The sequence below is a fragment of the Pseudomonas sp. P4_C1 genome (assembly GCF_056402155.1).
In genome coordinates this window covers 165,276-184,776 of the sequence record NZ_JBFUHY010000005.1, presented here as the reverse complement: position 1 = coordinate 184,776, position 19,501 = coordinate 165,276, and the positions used below count along the sequence as shown (strand labels likewise).

General features: G+C 59.8%; 19 protein-coding genes and 1 pseudogene. 8 read left to right on the top strand and 12 right to left on the bottom strand.

The window, feature by feature from the left end; all coding sequences use genetic code 11:
- Positions 1-160 (top strand): annotated as a pseudogene (locus tag AC1DU9_RS06155) (group II intron reverse transcriptase/maturase); the annotation flags it as partial.
- Between the two features lie 139 nt (positions 161-299).
- Here the strand turns inward: AC1DU9_RS06155 and AC1DU9_RS06150 are convergent.
- Positions 300-1,127, bottom strand: a complete 828-nt coding sequence (locus tag AC1DU9_RS06150; protein ID WP_223460535.1) for an amino acid ABC transporter permease — start codon at positions 1,125-1,127, stop codon at positions 300-302.
- Positions 1,124-1,945 (bottom strand): ABC transporter substrate-binding protein, encoded by an 822-nt coding sequence (locus tag AC1DU9_RS06145; protein ID WP_108218844.1) that lies wholly within the window; start codon positions 1,943-1,945, stop codon positions 1,124-1,126. Before AC1DU9_RS06145 ends, AC1DU9_RS06150 begins: the two co-directional genes overlap by 4 nt.
- Before the next feature lie 112 nt (positions 1,946-2,057).
- Here AC1DU9_RS06145 and AC1DU9_RS06140 point away from each other — a divergent pair, with 112 nt between their 5' ends.
- A complete protein-coding gene (locus AC1DU9_RS06140) occupies positions 2,058-2,957 on the top strand; it encodes a homocysteine S-methyltransferase family protein (protein ID WP_108218845.1) in 900 nt (299 codons plus the stop codon).
- A gap of 134 nt (positions 2,958-3,091) precedes the next feature.
- Here AC1DU9_RS06140 and AC1DU9_RS06135 read toward each other — a convergent pair whose 3' ends face one another.
- Genes AC1DU9_RS06135 through AC1DU9_RS06125 form a run of 3 tightly spaced genes read right to left on the bottom strand, consistent with a single transcriptional unit; the run spans position 3,092 to position 4,853 of the window.
- Positions 3,092-3,763: a GNAT family N-acetyltransferase gene (locus tag AC1DU9_RS06135; protein ID WP_457265680.1), complete on the bottom strand. Its 672-nt coding sequence runs from the start codon at positions 3,761-3,763 to the stop codon at positions 3,092-3,094.
- A 9-nt stretch (positions 3,764-3,772) separates the two neighbouring features.
- Positions 3,773-4,219: a GNAT family N-acetyltransferase gene (locus AC1DU9_RS06130; protein WP_457265679.1), complete on the bottom strand. Its 447-nt coding sequence runs from the start codon at positions 4,217-4,219 to the stop codon at positions 3,773-3,775.
- Positions 4,220-4,229: 10 nt separating this feature from the next.
- A complete protein-coding gene (locus AC1DU9_RS06125) occupies positions 4,230-4,853 on the bottom strand; it encodes an FMN-binding negative transcriptional regulator (RefSeq protein ID WP_457265678.1) in 624 nt (207 codons plus the stop codon).
- A gap of 92 nt (positions 4,854-4,945) precedes the next feature.
- Between AC1DU9_RS06125 and pdxR the strand changes: the two genes are divergently transcribed.
- The gene (gene pdxR / locus AC1DU9_RS06120) at positions 4,946-6,499 is read left to right on the top strand and encodes a MocR-like pyridoxine biosynthesis transcription factor PdxR (protein WP_457265677.1); all 1,554 of its coding nucleotides are present in this window, start codon (positions 4,946-4,948) and stop codon (positions 6,497-6,499) included.
- Positions 6,500-6,617: 118 nt separating this feature from the next.
- Here pdxR and AC1DU9_RS06115 read toward each other — a convergent pair whose 3' ends face one another.
- The 6 genes from AC1DU9_RS06115 to AC1DU9_RS06090 form a co-directional block, all read right to left on the bottom strand.
- On the bottom strand, positions 6,618-7,718 hold the full coding sequence (locus AC1DU9_RS06115) for a polyamine ABC transporter substrate-binding protein (RefSeq protein WP_457265676.1): 1,101 nt from the start codon (positions 7,716-7,718) through the stop codon (positions 6,618-6,620).
- A gap of 11 nt (positions 7,719-7,729) precedes the next feature.
- On the bottom strand, positions 7,730-8,761 hold the full coding sequence (locus AC1DU9_RS06110; protein ID WP_457265675.1) for a histone deacetylase family protein: 1,032 nt from the start codon (positions 8,759-8,761) through the stop codon (positions 7,730-7,732).
- Positions 8,762-9,029: 268 nt separating this feature from the next.
- Positions 9,030-10,022: an AraC family transcriptional regulator gene (locus tag AC1DU9_RS06105; protein WP_223460516.1), complete on the bottom strand. Its 993-nt coding sequence runs from the start codon at positions 10,020-10,022 to the stop codon at positions 9,030-9,032.
- 160 nt (positions 10,023-10,182) lie between these two features.
- Positions 10,183-11,187, bottom strand: a complete 1,005-nt coding sequence (locus AC1DU9_RS06100) for an asparaginase (protein ID WP_457265674.1) — start codon at positions 11,185-11,187, stop codon at positions 10,183-10,185.
- 102 nt (positions 11,188-11,289) lie between these two features.
- Entirely contained in the window at positions 11,290-12,741 is a 1,452-nt protein-coding gene (locus tag AC1DU9_RS06095; protein ID WP_223460511.1) for an alanine/glycine:cation symporter family protein, read from the bottom strand.
- 418 nt (positions 12,742-13,159) lie between these two features.
- Complete coding sequence (locus AC1DU9_RS06090; protein ID WP_223460509.1) at positions 13,160-14,584, bottom strand: aspartate ammonia-lyase; 1,425 nt, start codon at positions 14,582-14,584, stop codon at positions 13,160-13,162.
- A gap of 180 nt (positions 14,585-14,764) precedes the next feature.
- Between AC1DU9_RS06090 and AC1DU9_RS06085 the strand changes: the two genes are divergently transcribed.
- Positions 14,765-15,676 (top strand): LysR substrate-binding domain-containing protein, encoded by a 912-nt coding sequence (locus tag AC1DU9_RS06085; RefSeq protein ID WP_223460507.1) that lies wholly within the window; start codon positions 14,765-14,767, stop codon positions 15,674-15,676.
- Positions 15,677-15,712: 36 nt separating this feature from the next.
- Here AC1DU9_RS06085 and AC1DU9_RS06080 read toward each other — a convergent pair whose 3' ends face one another.
- Positions 15,713-16,303 carry a zinc metalloprotease gene (locus tag AC1DU9_RS06080; RefSeq protein ID WP_223460505.1) on the bottom strand — a complete coding sequence of 197 codons (591 nt, stop codon included), beginning with the start codon at positions 16,301-16,303 and terminating at the stop codon, positions 15,713-15,715.
- Between the two features lie 385 nt (positions 16,304-16,688).
- On the opposite strand from AC1DU9_RS06080, the gene purE reads away from it, so the two are divergent.
- The 4 genes from purE to AC1DU9_RS06060 all read left to right on the top strand — a co-directional run bounded on the left by purE (position 16,689) and on the right by AC1DU9_RS06060 (position 19,411).
- The gene (purE, locus tag AC1DU9_RS06075) at positions 16,689-17,180 is read left to right on the top strand and encodes a 5-(carboxyamino)imidazole ribonucleotide mutase (RefSeq protein WP_046038893.1); all 492 of its coding nucleotides are present in this window, start codon (positions 16,689-16,691) and stop codon (positions 17,178-17,180) included.
- Positions 17,181-17,191: 11 nt separating this feature from the next.
- Positions 17,192-18,274: a 5-(carboxyamino)imidazole ribonucleotide synthase gene (locus AC1DU9_RS06070; RefSeq protein ID WP_223460503.1), complete on the top strand. Its 1,083-nt coding sequence runs from the start codon at positions 17,192-17,194 to the stop codon at positions 18,272-18,274.
- 267 nt (positions 18,275-18,541) lie between these two features.
- On the top strand, positions 18,542-18,787 hold the full coding sequence (locus AC1DU9_RS06065) for a GlsB/YeaQ/YmgE family stress response membrane protein (protein ID WP_008018299.1): 246 nt from the start codon (positions 18,542-18,544) through the stop codon (positions 18,785-18,787).
- Positions 18,788-18,874: 87 nt separating this feature from the next.
- Positions 18,875-19,411, top strand: a complete 537-nt coding sequence (locus tag AC1DU9_RS06060) for a DUF3299 domain-containing protein (protein ID WP_223460501.1) — start codon at positions 18,875-18,877, stop codon at positions 19,409-19,411.
- Positions 19,412-19,501 lie beyond the last annotated feature (90 nt).

Genomic DNA, 19,501 nt, shown 5'->3' with positions numbered 1-19,501 from the left:
GACGACTTATCGTGAATTACGGGCTTTGGGTGCGAGTAAAGAAGTCGCCCAGAAAGTGGCATGTAACACCCGTCGTTGGTGGGACAACAGTCGATGGGCCTTGAATTGGGTGCTTAATCTCGCGTGGTTTGATCGCTTGGGACTTCCACGTCTCTCCTGACCTCAATCCCTCGAACCGCCCGGTGCGGACCCGCATGCCGGGTGGTGTGGCAGGGGTACGGTCTATGAAGGCCGTCCCCTATGCCGATTCGCGTTGTTAGCCGAGTCGTTTTTATGGCGTCACCACGCATCAAGTGAACTCATCGGTTATGCAAATACGCCTTCCCGTAGTGACGCTCCATCCTTGCCTGAACCAGCTCCAATCCAATCGACATCACCCAATAAATCACCGCTGCGGTCGTCAGCATCTCGATGTACCGATAGCTCGACCGCCCATACGATTGCGCCAAAAACATCACTTCCCAAACCCCCATCACTGAGATCAGCGACGAGTCCTTGAGCATGGAGATGAACTGGTTGGTGGTCGGCGGGATGATGGTGCGCATGGCTTGGGGCAGGGTGACGCGCCAGAAAATCACGGTTTCGCGCATGCCCAGGGCCAGTGACGCTTCCCGTTGGCCGTGGGAAACGCCGAGGATGCCGGCGCGGAAGATTTCGCTCAGGTAGGCGCCGTAGTTCAGCGACAGGGCGATGATCCCGGCCGCGATGGCGCCGGGTACTACGCCCAGTTGGGGCAGGCCGAGGTAGATCAGCAGAATCTGGATCAGCAATGGTGTGCCGCGAAAGAACGAGGCGTAGAAACTGGCGATGCCGAACGCCACGGCGCTTTTCGACAGCCGCCCCAGGGCGGTGATGAAACCCAGCAGCGACGAGGCGACTATTGAACACAGGCACAGAAACAACGTCAGCGCCGCGCCTTGCAGGAAGCCGTTGGGCGCCAGGTGCACGCCGACGAGGTTGGGCAGTTTGTCGAGGATGATCGAGAACTTCAGGTCGAAGCTCAGGAAGAAACTGGCGAACAATCCGAGCATCGCCGCCCAGGTCAAGTACAGCCGTGTGCGGAAACCGAAGATCCGTTGCAGCCGTGACTCAGCCGGCGGCTGGGGAGGTTTGGGGAAAGAAGTCATTTACTGATATCAGCGCCGATCCATTTTTGCGAGAGCTTGCTCAGTGTGCCGTCCTGTTTCAGCTGAGCGAAGACGTCACGCACTTTGGCGTCCCACTGGGCGTCGCCTTTTTCAATGGCCACCGAGTTCGGCTCCGAGTACAGCGGCTCGCCGGCGAGTTTGAAGCGCTTGTCTTCGGTCAGGCGCGGTTGGGCGGTGACAAGGTTGGTGAGGATCGCGTCCAGTCGCACGCCAGCGCCCAGGCCGAGGTCCTGGAACGCCACGTTGTCAGTGTCATACGGGGCGATCTGCACGTCCTCGAACGGGTACTGCAATTGGGTGTCTTCGGCGCCTTCGATCACCAGGTTTTTGTTCAGGTAGCTTTCATAGCTGGAGGCGCTGGTGAGGCCGACTTTCTTGCCGCTCAGGTCCTTGGCGCTGTGGATGCTGTCGTCCTTGGCGTTGACCACGATCACCGCTGGCGAGGCGTAGTACTCGACCGGGAAGTCGAAGACCTCGGCGCGGGCCTTGCTCGGGGTCATGGAGCAGATGCAGATGTCGTAGCGCCCACTCCAGCGGCCGGCAGCGATCACGTCCCAGGACGGGGTTTCGAGGCGCAGTTTGACGCCCAGTTTGTCTGCCACGGCCTTGGCCACGTCGACGTCGAAGCCATCGAGCTGGTTCTGATCATTGAGGAACGAGAAGGGTGGATAGCTTTCCATCAACACGCCCACCAGTTCTTTTTTTTGCTCGACGCGATCCAGCGTGGCGCCGCCAAAGGCTTGGGTGGAGGCAGCCAGAATCGTCAGGCCCAGGGCCAGGAGTGGTTGGAATTTCACAGTCGATTCCTGATAAAAAAGAGGTTGTCATTAACCGGATGGTGCGTATTAAATAGTTATAAGAACGACTCCGATAGTGAGTTATTTTCATAAGCTTATGAGTGAAAAGCATATGGGCGCAGCAAGCACAGTGATTCTGGATGGCGGCATGGGTCGTGAGTTACAGCGCCGAGGCGCGCCGTTCCGGCAGCCTGAGTGGTCGGCGCTGGCCTTGAGCGAAGCGCCGCAAGCGGTAGAGGCGGTGCACTCGGCTTATATCGAAAGCGGTGCGAACGTGATCACCAGCAACAGTTACGCGGTGGTGCCGTTTCACATTGGCGAAGAGCGTTTTGCAGCAGAAGGGCAGGCGCTCGCGGCGTTGGCCGGTGAGCTGGCTCGGCGCGCGGTAGAGGCTTCGGGCAAAGCGGTGCGTGTGGCCGGTTCATTGCCGCCGCTGTTTGGGTCCTATCGCCCGGACCTTTTTGATGCTGGTCGGGCGACTGAATTGTTGGCGCCGCTGGTGAAGGGTCTGGCACCTCATGTCGATCTGTGGCTGGCAGAAACCCAGAGTTCGATCGTTGAAGCGCGAGCGATCCACGCCGGTCTGCCAACGGACGGCAAGCCGTTCTGGCTGTCGTTTACCCTGAAGGATGAGGACACGGACGAAGTGCCGCGCTTGCGTTCGGGCGAGCCGGTGGCTGAAGCCGCCGCCGTGGCGGCTGAGTTGGGCGTCGAAACGTTGCTGTTCAACTGCAGCCAGCCGGAAGTAATCGGTGCTGCGATTGATGCCGCGCGGGAAACCTTCGAGCGTTTAGGGGTGAAGATTCACATCGGCGCTTATGCCAATGCCTTCCCGCCGCAACCGAAAGAGGCCACGGCCAATGACGGTCTGGACCCGTTGCGTGAAGACCTTGATCCGCCGGGTTACTTGCAGTGGGCGGCGGATTGGAAAGAACGCGGCGCCAGTCATTTGGGCGGTTGCTGCGGGATCGGGCCGGAGCATATTGCGGTGCTTGCCCAGAAACTCGCCTAAAAGCATCGCGGGGCAAGCCATGCTCCTACAGGTTTGGTGGCGTCCACAGATCGTGTGTCCGGCCCATATCCCGTAGGAGCAAAGCTTGCTCCGGGCGGCGTTCCGACGATAGCGTCCGTCCAGGCGCTACCGAATCAGGTGCGGCACTCCGCCAACGTTTTCACCTGCCCCGAATCCGTCTGGTTCTTATCGGATAGCCACCGCTCAAACCCCGCCCCGATCGCTGGCCATTCCGAGTCCAGAATCGAATACCACGCCGTATCCCGGTTCTGCCCCTTCACCACCATATGCTGACGAAACACGCCCTCAAAACTGAACCCCAGCCGCTCGGCCGCGTATTTGGAGCGGGCATTGCCGTTGTTGCACTTCCACTCCAGACGGCGATAACCCAGCGCAAAGGATTCCTTGGCCAGCAAATAAATCGCCTCGGTGCTTTTCGGCGAGCGCTGCATCGGCGCGCCGAACGTGACATGGCCGATCTCGATCCGCCCTTGTGAAGGGACAATCGACATCAAACTGAGGATGCCCTGCACATCGCCGCTAGCACGGTCGATCACGCTGAAGAAATACGGGTCGCTATTGGCCGCATGATTGTTCAGCCAATCGTTGAAAACGCTGCGCTCCGGGAAAGGCCCATAAGGCAAATAATCCCAGAGTTTCGGGTCGGCACCCGGGCCTTGCAGGGCCTTCCACAAACCATCGGCGTGACGCGCCGGGTCGAGTTTTTCCAAGCGGATGTAACGCCCTTCGATCAGTTGAGCGGTGGGTGCCGGGACGCCTTTCCAGTCGGCGAGTGAAATCGACATGCTGTTCTCCTAGATGGCTTTGCGAAACTGGATGAAACCGGGGCGTTCGGCGATGCGCTCGTAGAGCTGGATCGCGGTGGCGTTGGTTTCGTGGGTCAGCCAGTGGACCTTGTTGCAGCCGTCGGCCTTGGCCGTGGTGTAGACGAATTCGATCAGTTGCCGGCCGACGCCGGTGCCGCGGGTTTCCGGGGCTACCAGCAAGTCTTGCAGGTAGCAGGAGTTTTCGATGGCCCAGTTCGAACGATGGTAGATGAAATGCACCATGCCCACCGCTTTGCCGTCGGCCCAGGCGAGTGCGGCGTGGGTTGGCTCGTTCGGATCGAGCATGCGCTGCCAGGTGCTTTGGGTGACGGCCTCCGGCAATTCGGTGTTGTAGAAATGCAAGTAGGCTTGCCACAGCGGCAACCAGGCCGCGTGATCACCGGCGGCGACCTGGCGAATGTCGATTTGACTCATGGTGATTTCCTTAGCGCATCAATTGGGCGAGGGTTTGGTCATTGATGTCGGGGCTGGCGGCCAGGCCTTCGCGCACGCCGGCGATGTCGGCGGGGCTGCGGTTTTGACTGAGCTTGCGCTTGCCTTCCAGGCGGTCGATGGGGATGGCGAAACCGACGATGGCCTTGAGCATGCCGTCGATGTAATCGGCGGGGGCATCGGCCACTGACCACGGTTGGGCGCGGCCAGCTTCATGACGGTCGGTAAGGGTGCTGACGATGTCGAGCAGCCGCCCGCCATCGCTGAAGGTTTCGGCTCGGCCATAGGCGTGTACAGCGACGTAGTTCCAGGTTGGCACGACTTTGCCGTGTTCGGCCTTGCTCGGGTAGAGGCCGGGGCTGACGTAGGCGTCGGCACCGGCAAAAATCAGCAGGGCTTCGGCGCCGTCGCGCAGGTCTTTCCACTGTGGATTGGCTTTGGCCAGATGCCCGTACAACGTACCGTTCGAGCCTTGTTCGCAATGCAGCAGCACCGGTACATGGCTGGCTTGCAGGCCGCTTTCACCGTAGGTCACCAATATGGCGAGGCGGGTGGCGAGGATCAGTTCATGCAGTTGGGACAACTCGTCGATGGCAAAAGCACGTGGTGTGTACATGGAGATATTTTCCTTGGCGAATGTCTGCATCCTAGGCAGGCTATTGGTCTGTTGTAAGAGCCATTAATGACCAATTTCATGGGTCCATTGCGATGACCAGCGAACCACTGTCCCTGACCTTCAACCCGGCGGGTATCGAACTTGATCGTCGCCAGGGGTTGAGTCGGCAGCTCTATCAGGCATTGCGGATGCGGGTACTCGACGGGCGACTGGCCAGCGGCACGCGTTTGCCGGCCAGTCGGGATCTGGCTGCCGCGCTGGCGATTTCCCGCAACAGCGTAGTGCGCGCCTACGATCAGCTTTACGCTGAAGGGTTTATCGAGGGGCGGGTAGGTGACGGGACTTACGTCGCGCAATTACCCCATGCAACCTTGCCGGCAAAAAAACTATCCACAAAAGTATCCACAGGGTTTTCAACAGGCTTACCCACAGCTTTATCCACAAATTGGCTTGATTTGCCTGTGGATTCATCCAGCAAAGTTACCCACAGGGACGCCTTGACCCGTGTTGAAAAGAATCATTTACCCATGCCGCCCAGCGGTCCGCCCAAGGCTTTTCGGGTCGGTGTTCCTGCGTTCGATCTGTTTCCGTTCGAGGTCTGGGCCAAGCTGAATGCGGCTTTCTGGCGTAAACCGGATTTGCAGCAACTGTGCTACGGCGATCCGGCCGGCGATGCACGCTTGCGCGGGATGATCGCCGCGTATTTGCGCAGTTCCCGTGGCATGCAGTGCACGGCTGAGCAAATTGTGATCACCAGTGGTGCGCAGCAGGGGATCAGCCTTTGTGCACAGCTGCTGGTGGGGCCCGGTGACGGGGTGGCGATTGAAAATCCGGGGTATCGGGCGGCCGGTCATGCGTTCGCCGTGGCAGGTGCCCGGCTGCATGGGGTGGCGGTGGATAGCGAGGGTATCGACTGCGGTGAACTGGCACAGCTGAGCGATTGCCGTCTGACCTACGTCACCCCGTCCCATCAGTACCCCACCGGGGTGGTGATGAGCCTGGCTCGCCGTCTGGAATTGCTGGCCTGGGCCGAACGCACGCAGGGCTGGATCGTCGAGGATGACTATGACGGCGAGTACCGCTACAGCGGTGCGCCGCTGGCACCTTTGGCAGCACTGGATCGGCATGGCCGGGTGCTCTACGTCGGCACGTTCGGCAAAGTGGCGTTTCCGGCATTGCGCCTGGGTTACCTGGTGTTGCCGCGTGGTCTGGTTGAGGCTTTCGCGCGGCGCCGTGCAGTGGATGTACGGCATTCGGAGGTCAGTACTCAGGCGGTAATGGCCGAGTTCATGGCGGCCGGGCATTTCCAGCGACATATCCGGCGGATGCGGCGTGCGGCGCTGAGCCGGCGTAATGCGTTGCTCAGCGACTGGCCGGCGGAGATTCCCGGTGTCGGCCCGTTACCCGTGGTCGCCGCCGGATTGCACATGACCGTGCCGGTCGACAGTGTGGCGCGTGAACGTGAACTGATCGAGTTGGCACAAAGTGTCGATGTCGAGATCAACGGCTTGAGCAGTTATTGGTTGCCCGATTCCGCGACGCCGATGGATCAGCGCGCGGGACTGGTACTGGGCTTTGCCGCCGTGCCCGAAAAGGCGATCGAATCAGCATTGGAGCGATTGCGCAGGGTGTGGAAGGTGCTCTGAGGAGGGCGGCCTGCTCGGTCCGCCTACGAGCATGCACCATGAGCGGTAAATAAATATCGCGGGCAAAAAAAGACCTGCGCGAGCGCAGGTCCTGGTGACGGCGGGAACGAGACAGTTATCAGGTGCCGGACTTGATCTTGGTCCAGGCCCGGGTGCGCGCCCGTTCGGCATCGCGGGGCAACGGTTGCAGGGTGTAGAGCGTGCTCATCGCCGTGTCGGTCGGGTACAGGTTCGGGTTGTTGCGGATCACCGGGTCGACCATTTCCGTGGCGTCCTTGTTCGGGTTCGGGTAGCCGACGAAGTCACTGACCGGTGCAATCACTTGAGGCTGCAGCAGGTAGTTGATGAAGGTGTAGGCGTCTTCGGGGTTTTTCGCCCCCTTCGGAATCGCCAGCATGTCGAACCAGATCGGCGCGCCTTCCTTCGGCAAACGCATGTCGACGACCACACCGTTCCTGGCTTCCTTGGCGCGGTTGGCGGCTTGCGAGAAGCTGCCGGAATAACCGACTGCGACGCAGATGTCACCGTTGGCAATGTCGGCCATGTACTTGGACGAGTGGAAGTAGGTGATGTACGGACGGATCTTCATCAGCAGCGCTTCAGCCTTGTCGTAGTCCGCAGGCTTTTTGCTGTTGGGGTCCAGGCCGAGGTGTTGCAGGGCCAGCGGCAGGATCTCCGACGGCGAGTCGAGCAGGGCGACGCCGCACTGCTTGAGCTTGCTGATGTTCTCTTCCTTGAAGATCAGGTCCCAGCTGTCCAACGGCGCGTCGACACCCAGCGCTGCTTTGACTTTATCCGGGTTGAAGCCGATCAGGATGGTGCCGTACATGTAAGGCACGGCGAACTTGTTGCTCGGGTCGTTGGCTTCGATCAGCTTCATCAGCTTGGGGTCGAGGTGGTTCCAGTTCGGCAACTTGCTGCGATCCAGCGGCTGGAACACGCCGGCTTCGATCTGCTTGGCGAGAAACACATTGGACGGCACCACCACATCGTAGCCGGAATTGCCTGTCAGCAGCTTGGCTTCCAGCGCTTCGTTGGTGTCGAAAATGTCGTAGACCAGTTTGGACTGGGTGTTCTGGGCTTTGAAGTCTTCCAGGGCCTTGGGGGTGATGTAGTCGAACCAGTTGTAAACGCGCAACGTGCGCTCCTCAGCGTGCACGGCACCGCCAAGCAACGTGGCGCAAAGCGCGGGAGCGATAAAGCGCTTGAGTCTGTTCATTGTTTTTTTCCTCACTGAGCGCTTTCAAAACCTTCGAGAACGTTCACGGCGTTGATGCCGATTTCCTCTACGGCATAGCCGCCTTCCATGACAAACAGCGTGGGTTTGCCGAGCGTCGCGATGCGCTTGCCCATGGCCAGGTAGTCCGGGCTGTCGAGCTTGAATTGCGAGATCGGGTCGTCCTTGAAGGTATCGACGCCCAGGGACACGACGATGATGTCGGCGCCGTAGTTTTCGATCTCCTTGCAGGCCTGTTCCAGTGCCGCACTCCAGGTGTCCCAGCCGCTGCCGGCGGGCAATGGGTAGTTGAAGTTGAAACCTTCACCGGCGCCTTCGCCACGTTCATCTTCATAGCCAAGGAAGAATGGGAATTCGGCTTCCGGATGACCGTGGATCGAAGTGAACAGCACGTCGCTGCGTTCGTAGAAAATCGACTGGGTACCGTTGCCGTGGTGGTAATCGACGTCGAGGATTGCGACCTTCTTGTGGCCCTGATCGAGGAAGGCCTGGGCGGCGATGGCGGCGTTGTTGAGGTAGCAATAACCACCCATCAAGTCGCCGGCGGCGTGGTGTCCCGGCGGACGACACAGGGCGAAAGCAGAACGGGCGCCGCGCTGGATTTCCGCTTGGGCGGTGAGCGCGACTTGCGCTGCGCTGTACGCCGCTTGCCAGGTGCCGGCGGTGATCGGGGCGCCGCCATCAAAGCTGTAATAGCCGAGCTGGCCGTGCAGGCTGGTCGGTTTGACGTGGCGTAACGTGCGGGCTGGCCAGGTGTAGGGCAGCAGGTCACCGTCGGTGTTGAATTCGGTCCAGCGTGCCCAGGCGCCCTTGAAGAAATCGAGGTAGTCGCGGCTGTGGATGCGCGCGATGGGCTCCAGACCGAAATCCTTCGGTGCTTCTACAGGGCCCAGGCTCTGGTTTTTCACCCGTTGCAGCACGTGGTCGGCACGGGAAGGCATCTCGAAGCAGGGCTTGAGTTGTCCATCGATAAGTTCACAACGGCCGTGGTGCAGGTGGTGATCGTCCGAGTAGATCGTCAGCATTTCTTGTTCTCCGCAGGCTGATTCGGTTGAACACAGTCTTGCGGTGCAGACGGTTTAGGAGAACGGCAGGAAAGGCCAAAAGGGGATCGATATGGCCAAAACATTTGACCGAAATTCGCCCCTTGATAATGCGGAGCTCTCGCGGCCGCCATCGCGAGCAAGCTCGCTCCCACAGGTGAGCCTCAGTGCCCGCGATTTTTGTGTAAAACGCATAACCCTTGTGGGAGCGAGCTTGCTCGCGATGGCGGCAGATCGGCCACTACAGCCATCAGGGCCGAAACTGACTGGGTGCCACACCACTCCAGCGCACAAACGCATGGCGAAAACTCGCGGTCTCGCTGAAACCCAGGGCTTCGGCGATTTGATAGATCGGCAGCTGATCCTCGCAAAGCATTTGCTTGGCCTGCTCGAAGCGCAGTTCGTCGAGCAGTTCCTGATAGCTGCAACCCATGTCCTTGAGATGCCGGCGTAAGGTCCGCGCCGAACAGTTCATTTGCTCGGCCAACCCCTCCAGCCCCGGCGCCGCATTCAATTGCGCGCTGAGCAATTGGCGGATCCGCCCCAGCCAGGCCTGGCGCCCGGTGAACTCGATGTTCTGTTTGCGGCAGCGTTCGGCCATGGCCTGGTGGGTGATGATATCGGCCAGCGGCAGAGGCTGGTCGAGCCAGCGCTTGTCGAAGGCGAAGGCGTTGTTCCGCGCGCCGAAGTGCACTGGGCAGTTGAAGTGTTCGGCGTAGGTCACTTCGTAATCGGGCGCGGCGTGTTCAAAGCGGGCGCCGAGCAAGGGCAGGGGATGGCCGAGCAGGTCGTCGCAGGTGACTTTCAGCGACACCAGGCAGAACTCGGCGTTGAACACCGCCATGGCCGGGCTCTCGCGGTAATCAGCGGCGGCGAACCAGATGCGCTCGCCATCGTTTTCAAGGCTCAACTCGAAAAGTGTTCCCAGCAGCGCCGGATAACGCATTGCCAGACGCAAAGCGTCACCGAAGGTGGCACTGGTGAGCAGGGCGTAACCGAGCATGCCGTAGCAGGAAACGTGCATCCGCCGGCCCAGTTCCAGGCCGATGTCACGTTTGAGGGCAACGGCGTTGGCACAGACCTGCATTTCCTGATTGGTGGTGATGCACGTGTCGGCACGGTTCAGATCCGCCGCACTGATGCCGCTTCCGGCCAGCAGCGCTTCGCTGGACAAGCCTTGTGCCTTGAAGGCATCGAGTACCAGGGAGACCGCGTTGAGCGTGGTGAGGTGGGAGTGGAGCATGAGGACTTCCAGCCTTGGGATGCTGGAATGCGGAGCAAGTTGTGTGCCGATGACCCTGTGGGAGCGGGCTTGCTCGCGAAAGCGGTCTGTCTGTCACATCAATATTGGATGTGCCGTCGTCTTCGCGAGCAAGCTCGCTCCCACAGGGTTATGTGTTGATTCAGCTCAATTCGCCGCAAAGGTCGAGTTCGACAAGCCGACGGACTTCGTCCGTTTCAAGCCCCGCACCCAACAGCCCATGCAACTTGCCGAACGCCGCCTCACGGGTCATGCCGCCACCGGACAACACCCCAACGCCACGCAGGCGACTGCCCGCCTCATACACGTCCAGCTCGACACCGCCTTCATGGCACTGCGTCACCGCGACCACGACTACGCCGTTGTCCCGCGCGCGCCCAAGGCTGGCGAGAAACCCGGGGTTGTCGCTCGGGCCGGTGCCGCTGCCGTAGCACTCCAGCACCAGGCCTTGAATGCCACTGTCGAGCAAACCATCCAGCACCTCGGCGCTGATGCCGGGGAAGAGCGGCAGCACGGCGACGTTCGCCAATTGTTTGGGCTGATTGTAATTCAACTGTGTTGGGAGCGAAGGCACCTTCACGCCACCGCCCTGACGCTCCAGTCGTTTGAACGGATGTCGGCCAAAACTGCGTACCTTCGCGCAGCGGGTCGGGTCCAGCAGTTCGCCATGGAAGTACAGATGTACGTCCGGCGCGATGCCTTGGCCCAAAGCGACCAATGCGCCGCTGAGGTTTTCCCAGGCATCGCTGTCGGTGACGCCGGCTGGCAGCATCGAGCCGGTGAAGCACACGCGGGCGTGCAGGCCGAGCAACTGGAAACTCATGGCGGCGGCACTGTAGGCCAGGGTGTCGGTGCCATGCAGGATCAGCACGCTGTCGCAGCCCTGAACATCCACCGCGTCGACCACCGCTTCGCGCAGTTGTTGCCAATACGCCGGGGTCATGTTGGCGCTGTCGATCAGCGGCGACATTTCGCGAAAGCGCCATTGCGGCACCACCAGTTCAGGCTGGCTGTGCAGATAGTCGCGCATCCGCGCTTCGAAACCGGACGCTGGAGCCAGGCCGTTTGCGCTAGCCTGCATGCCGATGGTGCCACCGGTATAGAGCACCATGACGTGCTGGGCGGCAGGGTAGGTCGAGGAATTCATGAAGATTCTCCGAAAGGAAGAGTTCCTGTGGGAGCAAGCTCACTCCCACAGTTTTTCGCACTTTAACTGACAGGCGCAGGGGATGCGCCTGTCGTTTACCGATCAGCGTTGCGCTGCAGGCACACCTTGCGACTCAACTTCAGTCTTGCCGACAGCGGCTGGCGGATTGGCCGGCCAGGCGTTGCGGTCCAGGTCCAGGTCCGGGAACTTGGCCGAGTCGAACACTGGCGTCTTGATGCCAGCGGCGCGCTGGTCATCGTAGTCACGCAGGATGCGCATGCCGACCTTGAACAGCAGGAACAGCGCGATCAGGTTGACGAATGCGAGCATGGTCATGGTGATGTCGGCGAAGGCAAATACGGTGCCGAGGTTTTCGATGGCGCCCCAGAAAATCAACACCAGTACCAGCGCGCGATAGCCCATCAGCGCCTTGCGGTTTTCACCGATCAAAAAGCGCAGGTTGCTCTCGCCCAGGTAGTAGTTGTAGAGGATCGAGGTGAACACGAACAACGCCAGGGCCACGGAGATGAACATCCGGCCCCAGTCACCGACCACGGCGGCCAGGGAGTTCTGGGTCAGGGCAATGCCGTCGCCTTCGAAGCCCGGGGTGTAGAAGCCGGAGAGCAGGATCAGCAGCGCGGTGCAGGTGCAGATCACGAAGGTATCGAGGAACACACTGAACGCCTGCACCACACCTTGTGCCACCGGGTGCTCGACCGCCGCAACCGCCGCCACGTTCGGCGCACTGCCCAGGCCTGCTTCGTTGGCGAATACGCCACGCTTCACGCCCATGACGATGGCGCTGCCGATCAGGCCGCCGAAGGCCTGGTCCAGACCGAAGGCGCTCTTGACGATGGTCATCAGCATGCCCGGCACATGGTCGAACTGCAGCACGATCACGTAGAGGGTCACGCCGATGTACACCAGGGTTTTCACCGGCACCAACAGGTCGGCGACCTTGGCGATGCGCTTGATCCCGCCGATGAACACCAGGCCCAGCAGCACGGCCAGGCCGATGCCGGTGTAAGTGGTGTCGAGGCCGAACGCGTTGTTCAGCGAGTGCGTCACGGCGTGGGCTTGCAGGCCGTTGAAGGCGAACCCGAAAGTCACCAGCAAAAGGAACGCCATCAGCATGCCCAACCAGCGTTTTTGCAGGCCGTGCTGGATGTAATAGGACGGGCCGCCACGGAACTGGCCGTCGGAATCGCAGCGCTTGTAGAGCTGGCCGAGGGAGCATTCGAAGAAGCTGCTGGACATGCCGACCAGCGCGGTCACCCACATCCAGAACACGGCACCGGGGCCACCGAGGGTCACGGCAATGCCGACCCCGGCGATGTTGCCCGCACCGACGCGGCCGGCGAGGCTGAGCATCAGGGCCTGGAACGAACTGAGTTGCCCGGCGCTGCTTTTGAGGCTGTCGCGGAACACCGCGAACATGTGGAAGAAATGACGCAGTTGAACGAAACGCGAGCGGATCGTGAAGTAGCTACCGAGCCCGACAATGAGCACGATCAGTACTTTCCCTGAGAGGAAGTCGTTAATGACTTCGAGCATGGATTATTCCTCGCTGTTTTTTGTGTAGGCGGATGCTGGCCGGATAGACATATCGAGTTACACCCGCTGGCACACGGCACAACAGGCGGGTCAACGTTCGTCCCGGTTTCATATCGCGGGTTTGTTATTAGTTCGGGTTTCGCATGGGTTGAGGCCTCGCTACCGACGACCGCTCACACGAAGAGGGGCGGCACTATACCGATGCTTTCCTGTGGGAGCGAGCTTGCTCGCGATTGCGATAGTTCCTTCAACATTTGTGTCGACTGACCGGACGCCATCGCGAGCAAGCTCGCTCCCACAGGTTTTGCTTTTGCTGCGGTTAAAAAAAAGGGCCTGGAGATTGATCTCCAGGCCCTCAAAAGGTGAGAGGTGTCTAGTCCCTCGACCTGGTGAGCGGTGCTAAAAATAACGCGTCGGGTTATGCCTTCAGAGGCACCAGACGCGGAGCAATCATGTTTTCCGGGCGCAGGATATCGGCGAGCATGGCTTCGTCGAGCAGACCTTCTTCGCGCACCAGTTCCAGCACGCCGCGGCCGCTTTCAAGGGCGAGGCCGGCGATGCGGGTGGCATTTTTGTAGCCGATGTAAGGGTTCAGCGCGGTGACCAGACCGATCGAGTGCTCGACCAGTTCACGGCAGCGTGCTTCGTTGGCGGTGATGCCGACGATGCAGTGCTCGCGCAGCATGTCCATGGCGCGTTGCAGCAGGCGGATCGAGTCGAAGATCTTGAAGGCGATCAGCGGCTCCATCACGTTCAGTTGCAGCTGGCCGCCTTCAGCCGCGATGGTCAGGGCCAAGTCGTTACCGATGATCTGGAACGCCACCTGGTTGACCGCTTCCGGAATAACCGGGTTGACCTTGCCTGGCATGATCGAACTGCCTGGCTGACGTGCCGGCAGGTTGATCTCGTTGATGCCGGTACGTGGGCCGCTGGACAGCAGGCGCAGGTCGTTGCAAATCTTCGACAGCTTGACCGCGGTACGCTTGAGCATGCCGGAGAACAGCACGAAGGCGCCCATGTCGGAGGTAGCTTCGATCAGGTCGGCGGCCGGAACCAGCGGTTGACCGCTGATCACTGCCAGGCGCTGAACGGCCAGGAGCTGGTAACGCGGGTCGGCGTTGATGCCGGTGCCGATCGCGGTGCCACCCAGGTTCACTTCAGTCAGCAGTTCCGGGGCCAGCGTCTTCAGACGGGCCAGGTCTTCACCCATGGTGGTGGCGAAAGCGCGGAATTCCTGACCCAGGGTCATCGGCACGGCGTCTTGCAGTTGGGTACGACCCATCTTCAGGACGTGGTTGAATTCTTCACCCTTGGCCGCGAACGCCTGAATCAGGCTGTCGAGACTGGCGAGCAGGGCATCGTGACCCAGCAAAAGACCCAGACGGATCGCCGTCGGGTACGCGTCGTTGGTCGACTGCGCCATGTTCACGTCGTCGTTCGGGTGCAGGTACTGGTATTCGCCTTTCTGGTGACCCATGGCCTCCAGCGCGATGTTGGCGATGACTTCGTTGGCATTCATGTTGGTCGAAGTGCCAGCGCCGCCTTGAATCATGTCCACCACGAATTCTTCGTGGAAGTCGCCGCGGATCAGACGTGCACAGGCTTCGCTGATGGCAGCGTGCTTGGCTTCGCTCAGGTGACCCAGCTCACGGTTGGCGTCAGCAGCGGCCTGTTTGACCATGGCCAGGCCGACAACCAGTTTCGGGTAGTGCGAAATCGGAACGCCCGAGAGGCGGAAGTTATTCACCGCTCGCAGGGTCTGAATACCGTAATACGCTTGAGCGGGTACTTCGAGAGCGCCAAGCAGGTCATTTTCTGTGCGGAATGATGCAGCGGAGGACATGATAGAAATCATCTCAATATGGACCCGGTCTGTGCCGGAACGCTGTGAATGCTAGGCCTGTACAAAATTTTGGGCCAATGCTGTTAAACACTAGGCTATGCATATTCGGCATAATGCCCGTGTGACGCCGGCTTGACGGCGAACGTGTGACCTAAATTGGTGCGTGTCCGGGAGGACGTGATGAATCTGGAAAGCAAATGGCTGGAGGACTTCAGTGCCCTGGCCGCCACCCGCAGTTTCTCCCAGGCCGCCGAGCGGCGTTTCGTGACGCAGCCGGCGTTCAGCCGGCGAATCCGCAGCCTGGAGGCGGCGCTGGGGCTGACCCTGGTCAACCGTTCGCGCACGCCGGTGGAGCTGACGGCGGCAGGGCAATTGTTTCTGGTCACCGCGCGAACCGTGGTCGAACAGCTCGGCGAAGTGCTGCGCCATCTGCATCACCTGGAAGGCGGGCAGGGCGAAGTGATGCAGGTCGCTGCCGCGCACTCTCTGGCACTTGGTTTCTTTCCGCGCTGGATCGCGCAGTTGCGCAACGAAGGCCTGAACATCGCCACGCGGCTGGTGGCGACCAACGTGGGCGATGCGGTGCATGCGTTACGCGAAGGCGGTTGCGATCTGATGCTGGCGTTCTACGATCCGGACGCCGCGATGCAGATGGACCCGGAAATCTTCCCCTCGCTGCACCTTGGCCACACCGAGATGCTGCCGGTGTGTGCCGCCGACGCCGACGGCAAACCCCTGTTCGACCTGGAAGGCGAAGGCAGTGTGCCGTTGCTGGCGTACAGCGCCGGTGCGTTTCTCGGCAGGTCGGTGAACATGCTGTTGCGTCAACGGGCGCTGCGTTTCACCACGATCTACGAAACCGCCATGGCTGACAGCCTGAAAAGCATGGCCCTGGAAGGCCTGGGCATCGCCTGGGTGCCGCAACTGAGCGTGCGCGCCGAACTGGCGCGCGGTGAGTTGGTGGTCTGCGGCGGGCCGCAGTGGCATGTGCCGTTGGAGATTCGCCTTTACCGCTGTGCGCTTGTGCGCAAGGCCAATGTGCGGTTGTTGTGGCGCAAGTTGGAAGGTGGTGCAGCGAGCCCGGCTTCGTGAGAATGATTATGGCGACTTTCGCAAGGTAGCTTGAACTTATGGAAAGCGATTGAGATATTCGCGAATATTTTCCCTGTTCTTGTCGCTGAAGCGGTAAACGTTTCCACGTACATGAGAAAACTCATCGGCGAGCATGATTGTGTCGTGCCACCAGCCGTCATAGATCACTTCACTGTCTTCGTGGGTCGCGCCAAGCATATGACCTATTTCATGTGCGGGAATACGATAAGAGGTGATCGATGCAATTGCGCAATGACCTTTGAAAAAGGCATATCCGCCTATGCCCCCCAAGAGTCCGCCCAACTTTTCGTGGATATTCTCTCGGGTCAACAAGAGGATTTTGGTTAAATTCACGTCATGACGATCGCTTGCCAAAATTCCTGCATACCAATTTTTAATCAAGTCTTTCCAGCCATTCAGTGCAGCTACAGCATCCTCATTTTTGTAGTCGTATACTGACATTTCAGGGATGTCGCTCTGACGATGCATATCGATCTGGACGGTGCGTCCCGAGATATATTCAAGTTCGGTTTTAAGCCAGGCAAAATAGTCTGAATATAAACTGTTTTTTTGATGATGTTGAAGGTCGTTGTGGAGGATGATGATGAGGCTGATAGGTTTTTTCATGTTTTTGAACTTCCTGTTCAGTTAGGGGTTTCCTGAGATTTGATAGTTGACGGTGATCGGCACTTCCGGCAAGTTTAAGTTTATTTAAAATTGTTTTAAGTGTACTGAGGTGGTCGCTTCTGCTGCGACTTTTATTAAAGTAAGAAAATGAATAGTTCACGTCATACCTCGGTTTAGCCGGCTGACTCGATAGTCAAGAAATGGGCATTTTCAGACCGCATGACAGATGGTCGCACCGGGGGCTGTTTATCTGCCTCATTACGGTATACTGCGCGGCCTTCGGCCGGTTACGACTGGCCATAATTCGTACAATCAAGCCACGCATTCTGCGTGGCTTGTTGTTTTTTGATGCGCCTGCGGGCGCCCAGAGAGAAGAGGCACGACGATGAGTGCACTGGTTGGCGTGATCATGGGCTCCAAGTCCGATTGGTCCACCCTTAGCCACACCGCCGATATGCTGGAAAAGCTCGGCATCCCCTACGAGGTGAAAGTGGTTTCTGCCCACCGCACCCCGGACCTGCTGTTCCAGTACGCTGAAGAAGCCGAGGCGCGGGGCATCGAGGTGATCATCGCCGGTGCCGGTGGCGCGGCCCACTTGCCAGGCATGTGTGCGGCCAAGACCCATTTGCCGGTGCTGGGCGTACCCGTGCAGTCCGCTATGCTTTCGGGCGTTGATTCGCTGCTCTCCATTGTGCAGATGCCAGCAGGCATTCCGGTTGCCACTCTGGCCATCGGCAAGGCGGGCGCGATCAACGCAGCGCTGTTGTCGGCGAGTATCCTGGGCGCCAAGCACCCGCAGTTCCACGCGGTGCTGAAAACCTTCCGTGCTGAGCAGACAGACAGCGTCCTGGACAATCCAGACCCACGCATCGCCTGAGGTTGTTGACGATGAAGATCGGTGTAATCGGTGGCGGCCAGTTGGGTCGCATGTTGGCACTGGCGGGCACTCCGCTGGGCATGAACTTCGCTTTCCTGGACCCGGCGCCGGATGCTTGCGCAGCCGCGTTGGGCGAACACCTGCGAGCCGATTACGGCGATCAGGATCACCTGCGTCAGCTGGCCGATGAAGTCGATCTGGTGACCTTCGAGTTCGAAAGCGTTCCGGCCGAGACCGTGGCTTTCCTCTCGCAATTCGTCCCGGTCTACCCGAGCGCCGAAGCCCTGCGCATCGCCCGCGATCGCTGGTTCGAGAAGAGCATGTTCAAGGATCTGGGGATTCCTACCCCGGCGTTCGCCGACATCCAGTCCCAGGCCGACCTGGACGCCGCCGTGGCTTCCATCGGTCTGCCGGCGGTGCTGAAAACCCGTACTTTGGGTTACGACGGCAAGGGCCAGAAAGTCCTGCGCACGCCAGAAGATGTGGTGGGTACCTTTGCCGAACTGGGCAGCGTTGCCTGCCTGCTGGAAGGCTTCGTGCCGTTCACCGGTGAAGTCTCGCTGATCGCCGTGCGTGCCCGCGACGGTGAAACCCGCTTCTATCCGCTGGTACACAACACCCACGAAAGCGGCATCCTCAAGCTGTCCGTGGCCAGCACCGATCACCCGTTGCAAGCCCTGGCCGAAGACTACTCCAGCCGTGTGCTCAATCAGCTGGATTACGTCGGCGTGATGGCGTTCGAGTTCTTCGAAGTCGACGGTGGCCTCAAGGCCAACGAAATCGCCCCGCGCGTGCACAACTCCGGGCACTGGACTACCGAGGGCGCTGAGTGCAGCCAGTTCGAAAACCACCTGCGGGCCGTCGCCGGTCTGCCGTTGGGTTCGACGGCCAAGGTCGGCGAAAGCGCGATGCTCAACTTCATCGGCAAAGTGCCGGACACCGAGAAGGTCGTGGCCATCGCCGATTGCCATCTGCATCACTATGGCAAGGCCTTCAAAGTCGGCCGTAAGGTCGGTCACGCCAACCTGCGTTGTGCGGATCGCGAAACGCTGACCGCGCAGATCCTCAAGGTCGAAGCGCTGATCGCCGAATAGTTTCATGTGGCAGCGGCGGAACCATTCAGGGGCCGCCGTTCTCTCATGGCAGGATGCCAAAGTCTGACTAGGCTTTGGCTAGGTGTCCTGTCTCACCAATACTGTTCCTTTTTGACGGGGTCTGTTGCCGTCATGCTGCGTTGCCGCTCCTCGCCATAGCCAGCTATGACTCGTCGCGGCGCCTTGCCTGACAACAACAGTCACTCGCCAAAAGAGGAACATTATTGGTGAGACCGGACACAGCCACTTCATTCAGAGGGAAATGCCATGGGAATTATCGGAACCATCTTTATCGGCTTGATTGTCGGCCTGCTGGCACGGTTCCTGAAACCGGGCGATGACAGCATGGGCTGGATCATGACCATCCTGCTCGGTATCGGCGGTTCGCTGGCGGCCACTTACGGCGGTCAGGCCCTGGGCATCTATCAGGCTGGCCAAGGCGCAGGTTTCATCGGTGCGTTGGTTGGCGCGGTCATCCTGCTGGTGATTTACGGCCTGGTCAAAAAGAACTGAGCCAATCGACAAAGTCCTCTCGGCGGCACAAGCCGGGAGGGCTAGAATGCTCGGCGTTTCCTGTTCTTCCCTTTGCCGAGCACCTTCATGCGCCGTCTTTTGTTGACTCTTGTTTTACTGGGTTCGGGCCTTGCCCATGCCGGCGAACTGCCGGAAACCGACTGGCTTGAATTGATGCCAAAGTCGGACCAGAAGGCCCTCGAGGCCATGCCTGAAATCGACCACAACTCCCCTGAAGCCAATGGCACTTTCACCGACAAGGGCGGAATGAAGCAGGCCAAAGGCTTGCCGGCGGTGATGTACTCGACCAAAACCGTAGCGTCGATGAACGACAAGAACATCCGCATCGGTGGTTATCCGGTGCCGCTGGAGTCCGACGCCAAGGGCCGCAGTACATTGTTCTTCCTGGTGCCGTACCCGGGCGCGTGCATCCATGTGCCGCCGCCGCCGCCCAACCAACTGGTGCTGGTGCGTTATCCAAAGGGCTTGAAGCTGAACGATATCTACACGCCGCTGTGGGTCACCGGCACGCTGAAAGTCGAGAAGGTCAGCAATGACCTGGCCGATGCGGCGTATGCGCTGGATGCGCAGACGGTCAGGGTAGTGAAAGAGTCGGATCTGTAACGCGCCGCCAGAAGGCCTGGCACAAGAAACTGTGGGAGCGAGCTTGCTCGCGATGAGGCGATAACATTCAACATTTATGTTGCCTGTTAC

Coding starts and splice junctions, on each gene's coding strand:
- AC1DU9_RS06150 (WP_223460535.1), bottom strand. CDS start 1,127: ATGACTTCTTTCCCCAAACCTCCCCAGCCGCCGGCTGAGTCACGGCTG.
- AC1DU9_RS06140 (WP_108218845.1), top strand. CDS start 2,058: ATGGGCGCAGCAAGCACAGTGATTCTGGATGGCGGCATGGGTCGTGAG.
- AC1DU9_RS06135 (WP_457265680.1), bottom strand. CDS start 3,763: ATGTCGATTTCACTCGCCGACTGGAAAGGCGTCCCGGCACCCACCGCT.
- AC1DU9_RS06130 (WP_457265679.1), bottom strand. CDS start 4,219: ATGAGTCAAATCGACATTCGCCAGGTCGCCGCCGGTGATCACGCGGCC.
- AC1DU9_RS06125 (WP_457265678.1), bottom strand. CDS start 4,853: ATGTACACACCACGTGCTTTTGCCATCGACGAGTTGTCCCAACTGCAT.
- pdxR (WP_457265677.1), top strand. CDS start 4,946: ATGACCAGCGAACCACTGTCCCTGACCTTCAACCCGGCGGGTATCGAA.
- AC1DU9_RS06115 (WP_457265676.1), bottom strand. CDS start 7,718: ATGAACAGACTCAAGCGCTTTATCGCTCCCGCGCTTTGCGCCACGTTG.
- AC1DU9_RS06110 (WP_457265675.1), bottom strand. CDS start 8,761: ATGCTGACGATCTACTCGGACGATCACCACCTGCACCACGGCCGTTGT.
- AC1DU9_RS06105 (WP_223460516.1), bottom strand. CDS start 10,022: ATGCTCCACTCCCACCTCACCACGCTCAACGCGGTCTCCCTGGTACTC.
- AC1DU9_RS06100 (WP_457265674.1), bottom strand. CDS start 11,187: ATGAATTCCTCGACCTACCCTGCCGCCCAGCACGTCATGGTGCTCTAT.
- AC1DU9_RS06095 (WP_223460511.1), bottom strand. CDS start 12,741: ATGCTCGAAGTCATTAACGACTTCCTCTCAGGGAAAGTACTGATCGTG.
- AC1DU9_RS06090 (WP_223460509.1), bottom strand. CDS start 14,584: ATGTCCTCCGCTGCATCATTCCGCACAGAAAATGACCTGCTTGGCGCT.
- AC1DU9_RS06085 (WP_223460507.1), top strand. CDS start 14,765: ATGAATCTGGAAAGCAAATGGCTGGAGGACTTCAGTGCCCTGGCCGCC.
- AC1DU9_RS06080 (WP_223460505.1), bottom strand. CDS start 16,303: ATGAAAAAACCTATCAGCCTCATCATCATCCTCCACAACGACCTTCAA.
- purE (WP_046038893.1), top strand. CDS start 16,689: ATGAGTGCACTGGTTGGCGTGATCATGGGCTCCAAGTCCGATTGGTCC.
- AC1DU9_RS06070 (WP_223460503.1), top strand. CDS start 17,192: ATGAAGATCGGTGTAATCGGTGGCGGCCAGTTGGGTCGCATGTTGGCA.
- AC1DU9_RS06065 (WP_008018299.1), top strand. CDS start 18,542: ATGGGAATTATCGGAACCATCTTTATCGGCTTGATTGTCGGCCTGCTG.
- AC1DU9_RS06060 (WP_223460501.1), top strand. CDS start 18,875: ATGCGCCGTCTTTTGTTGACTCTTGTTTTACTGGGTTCGGGCCTTGCC.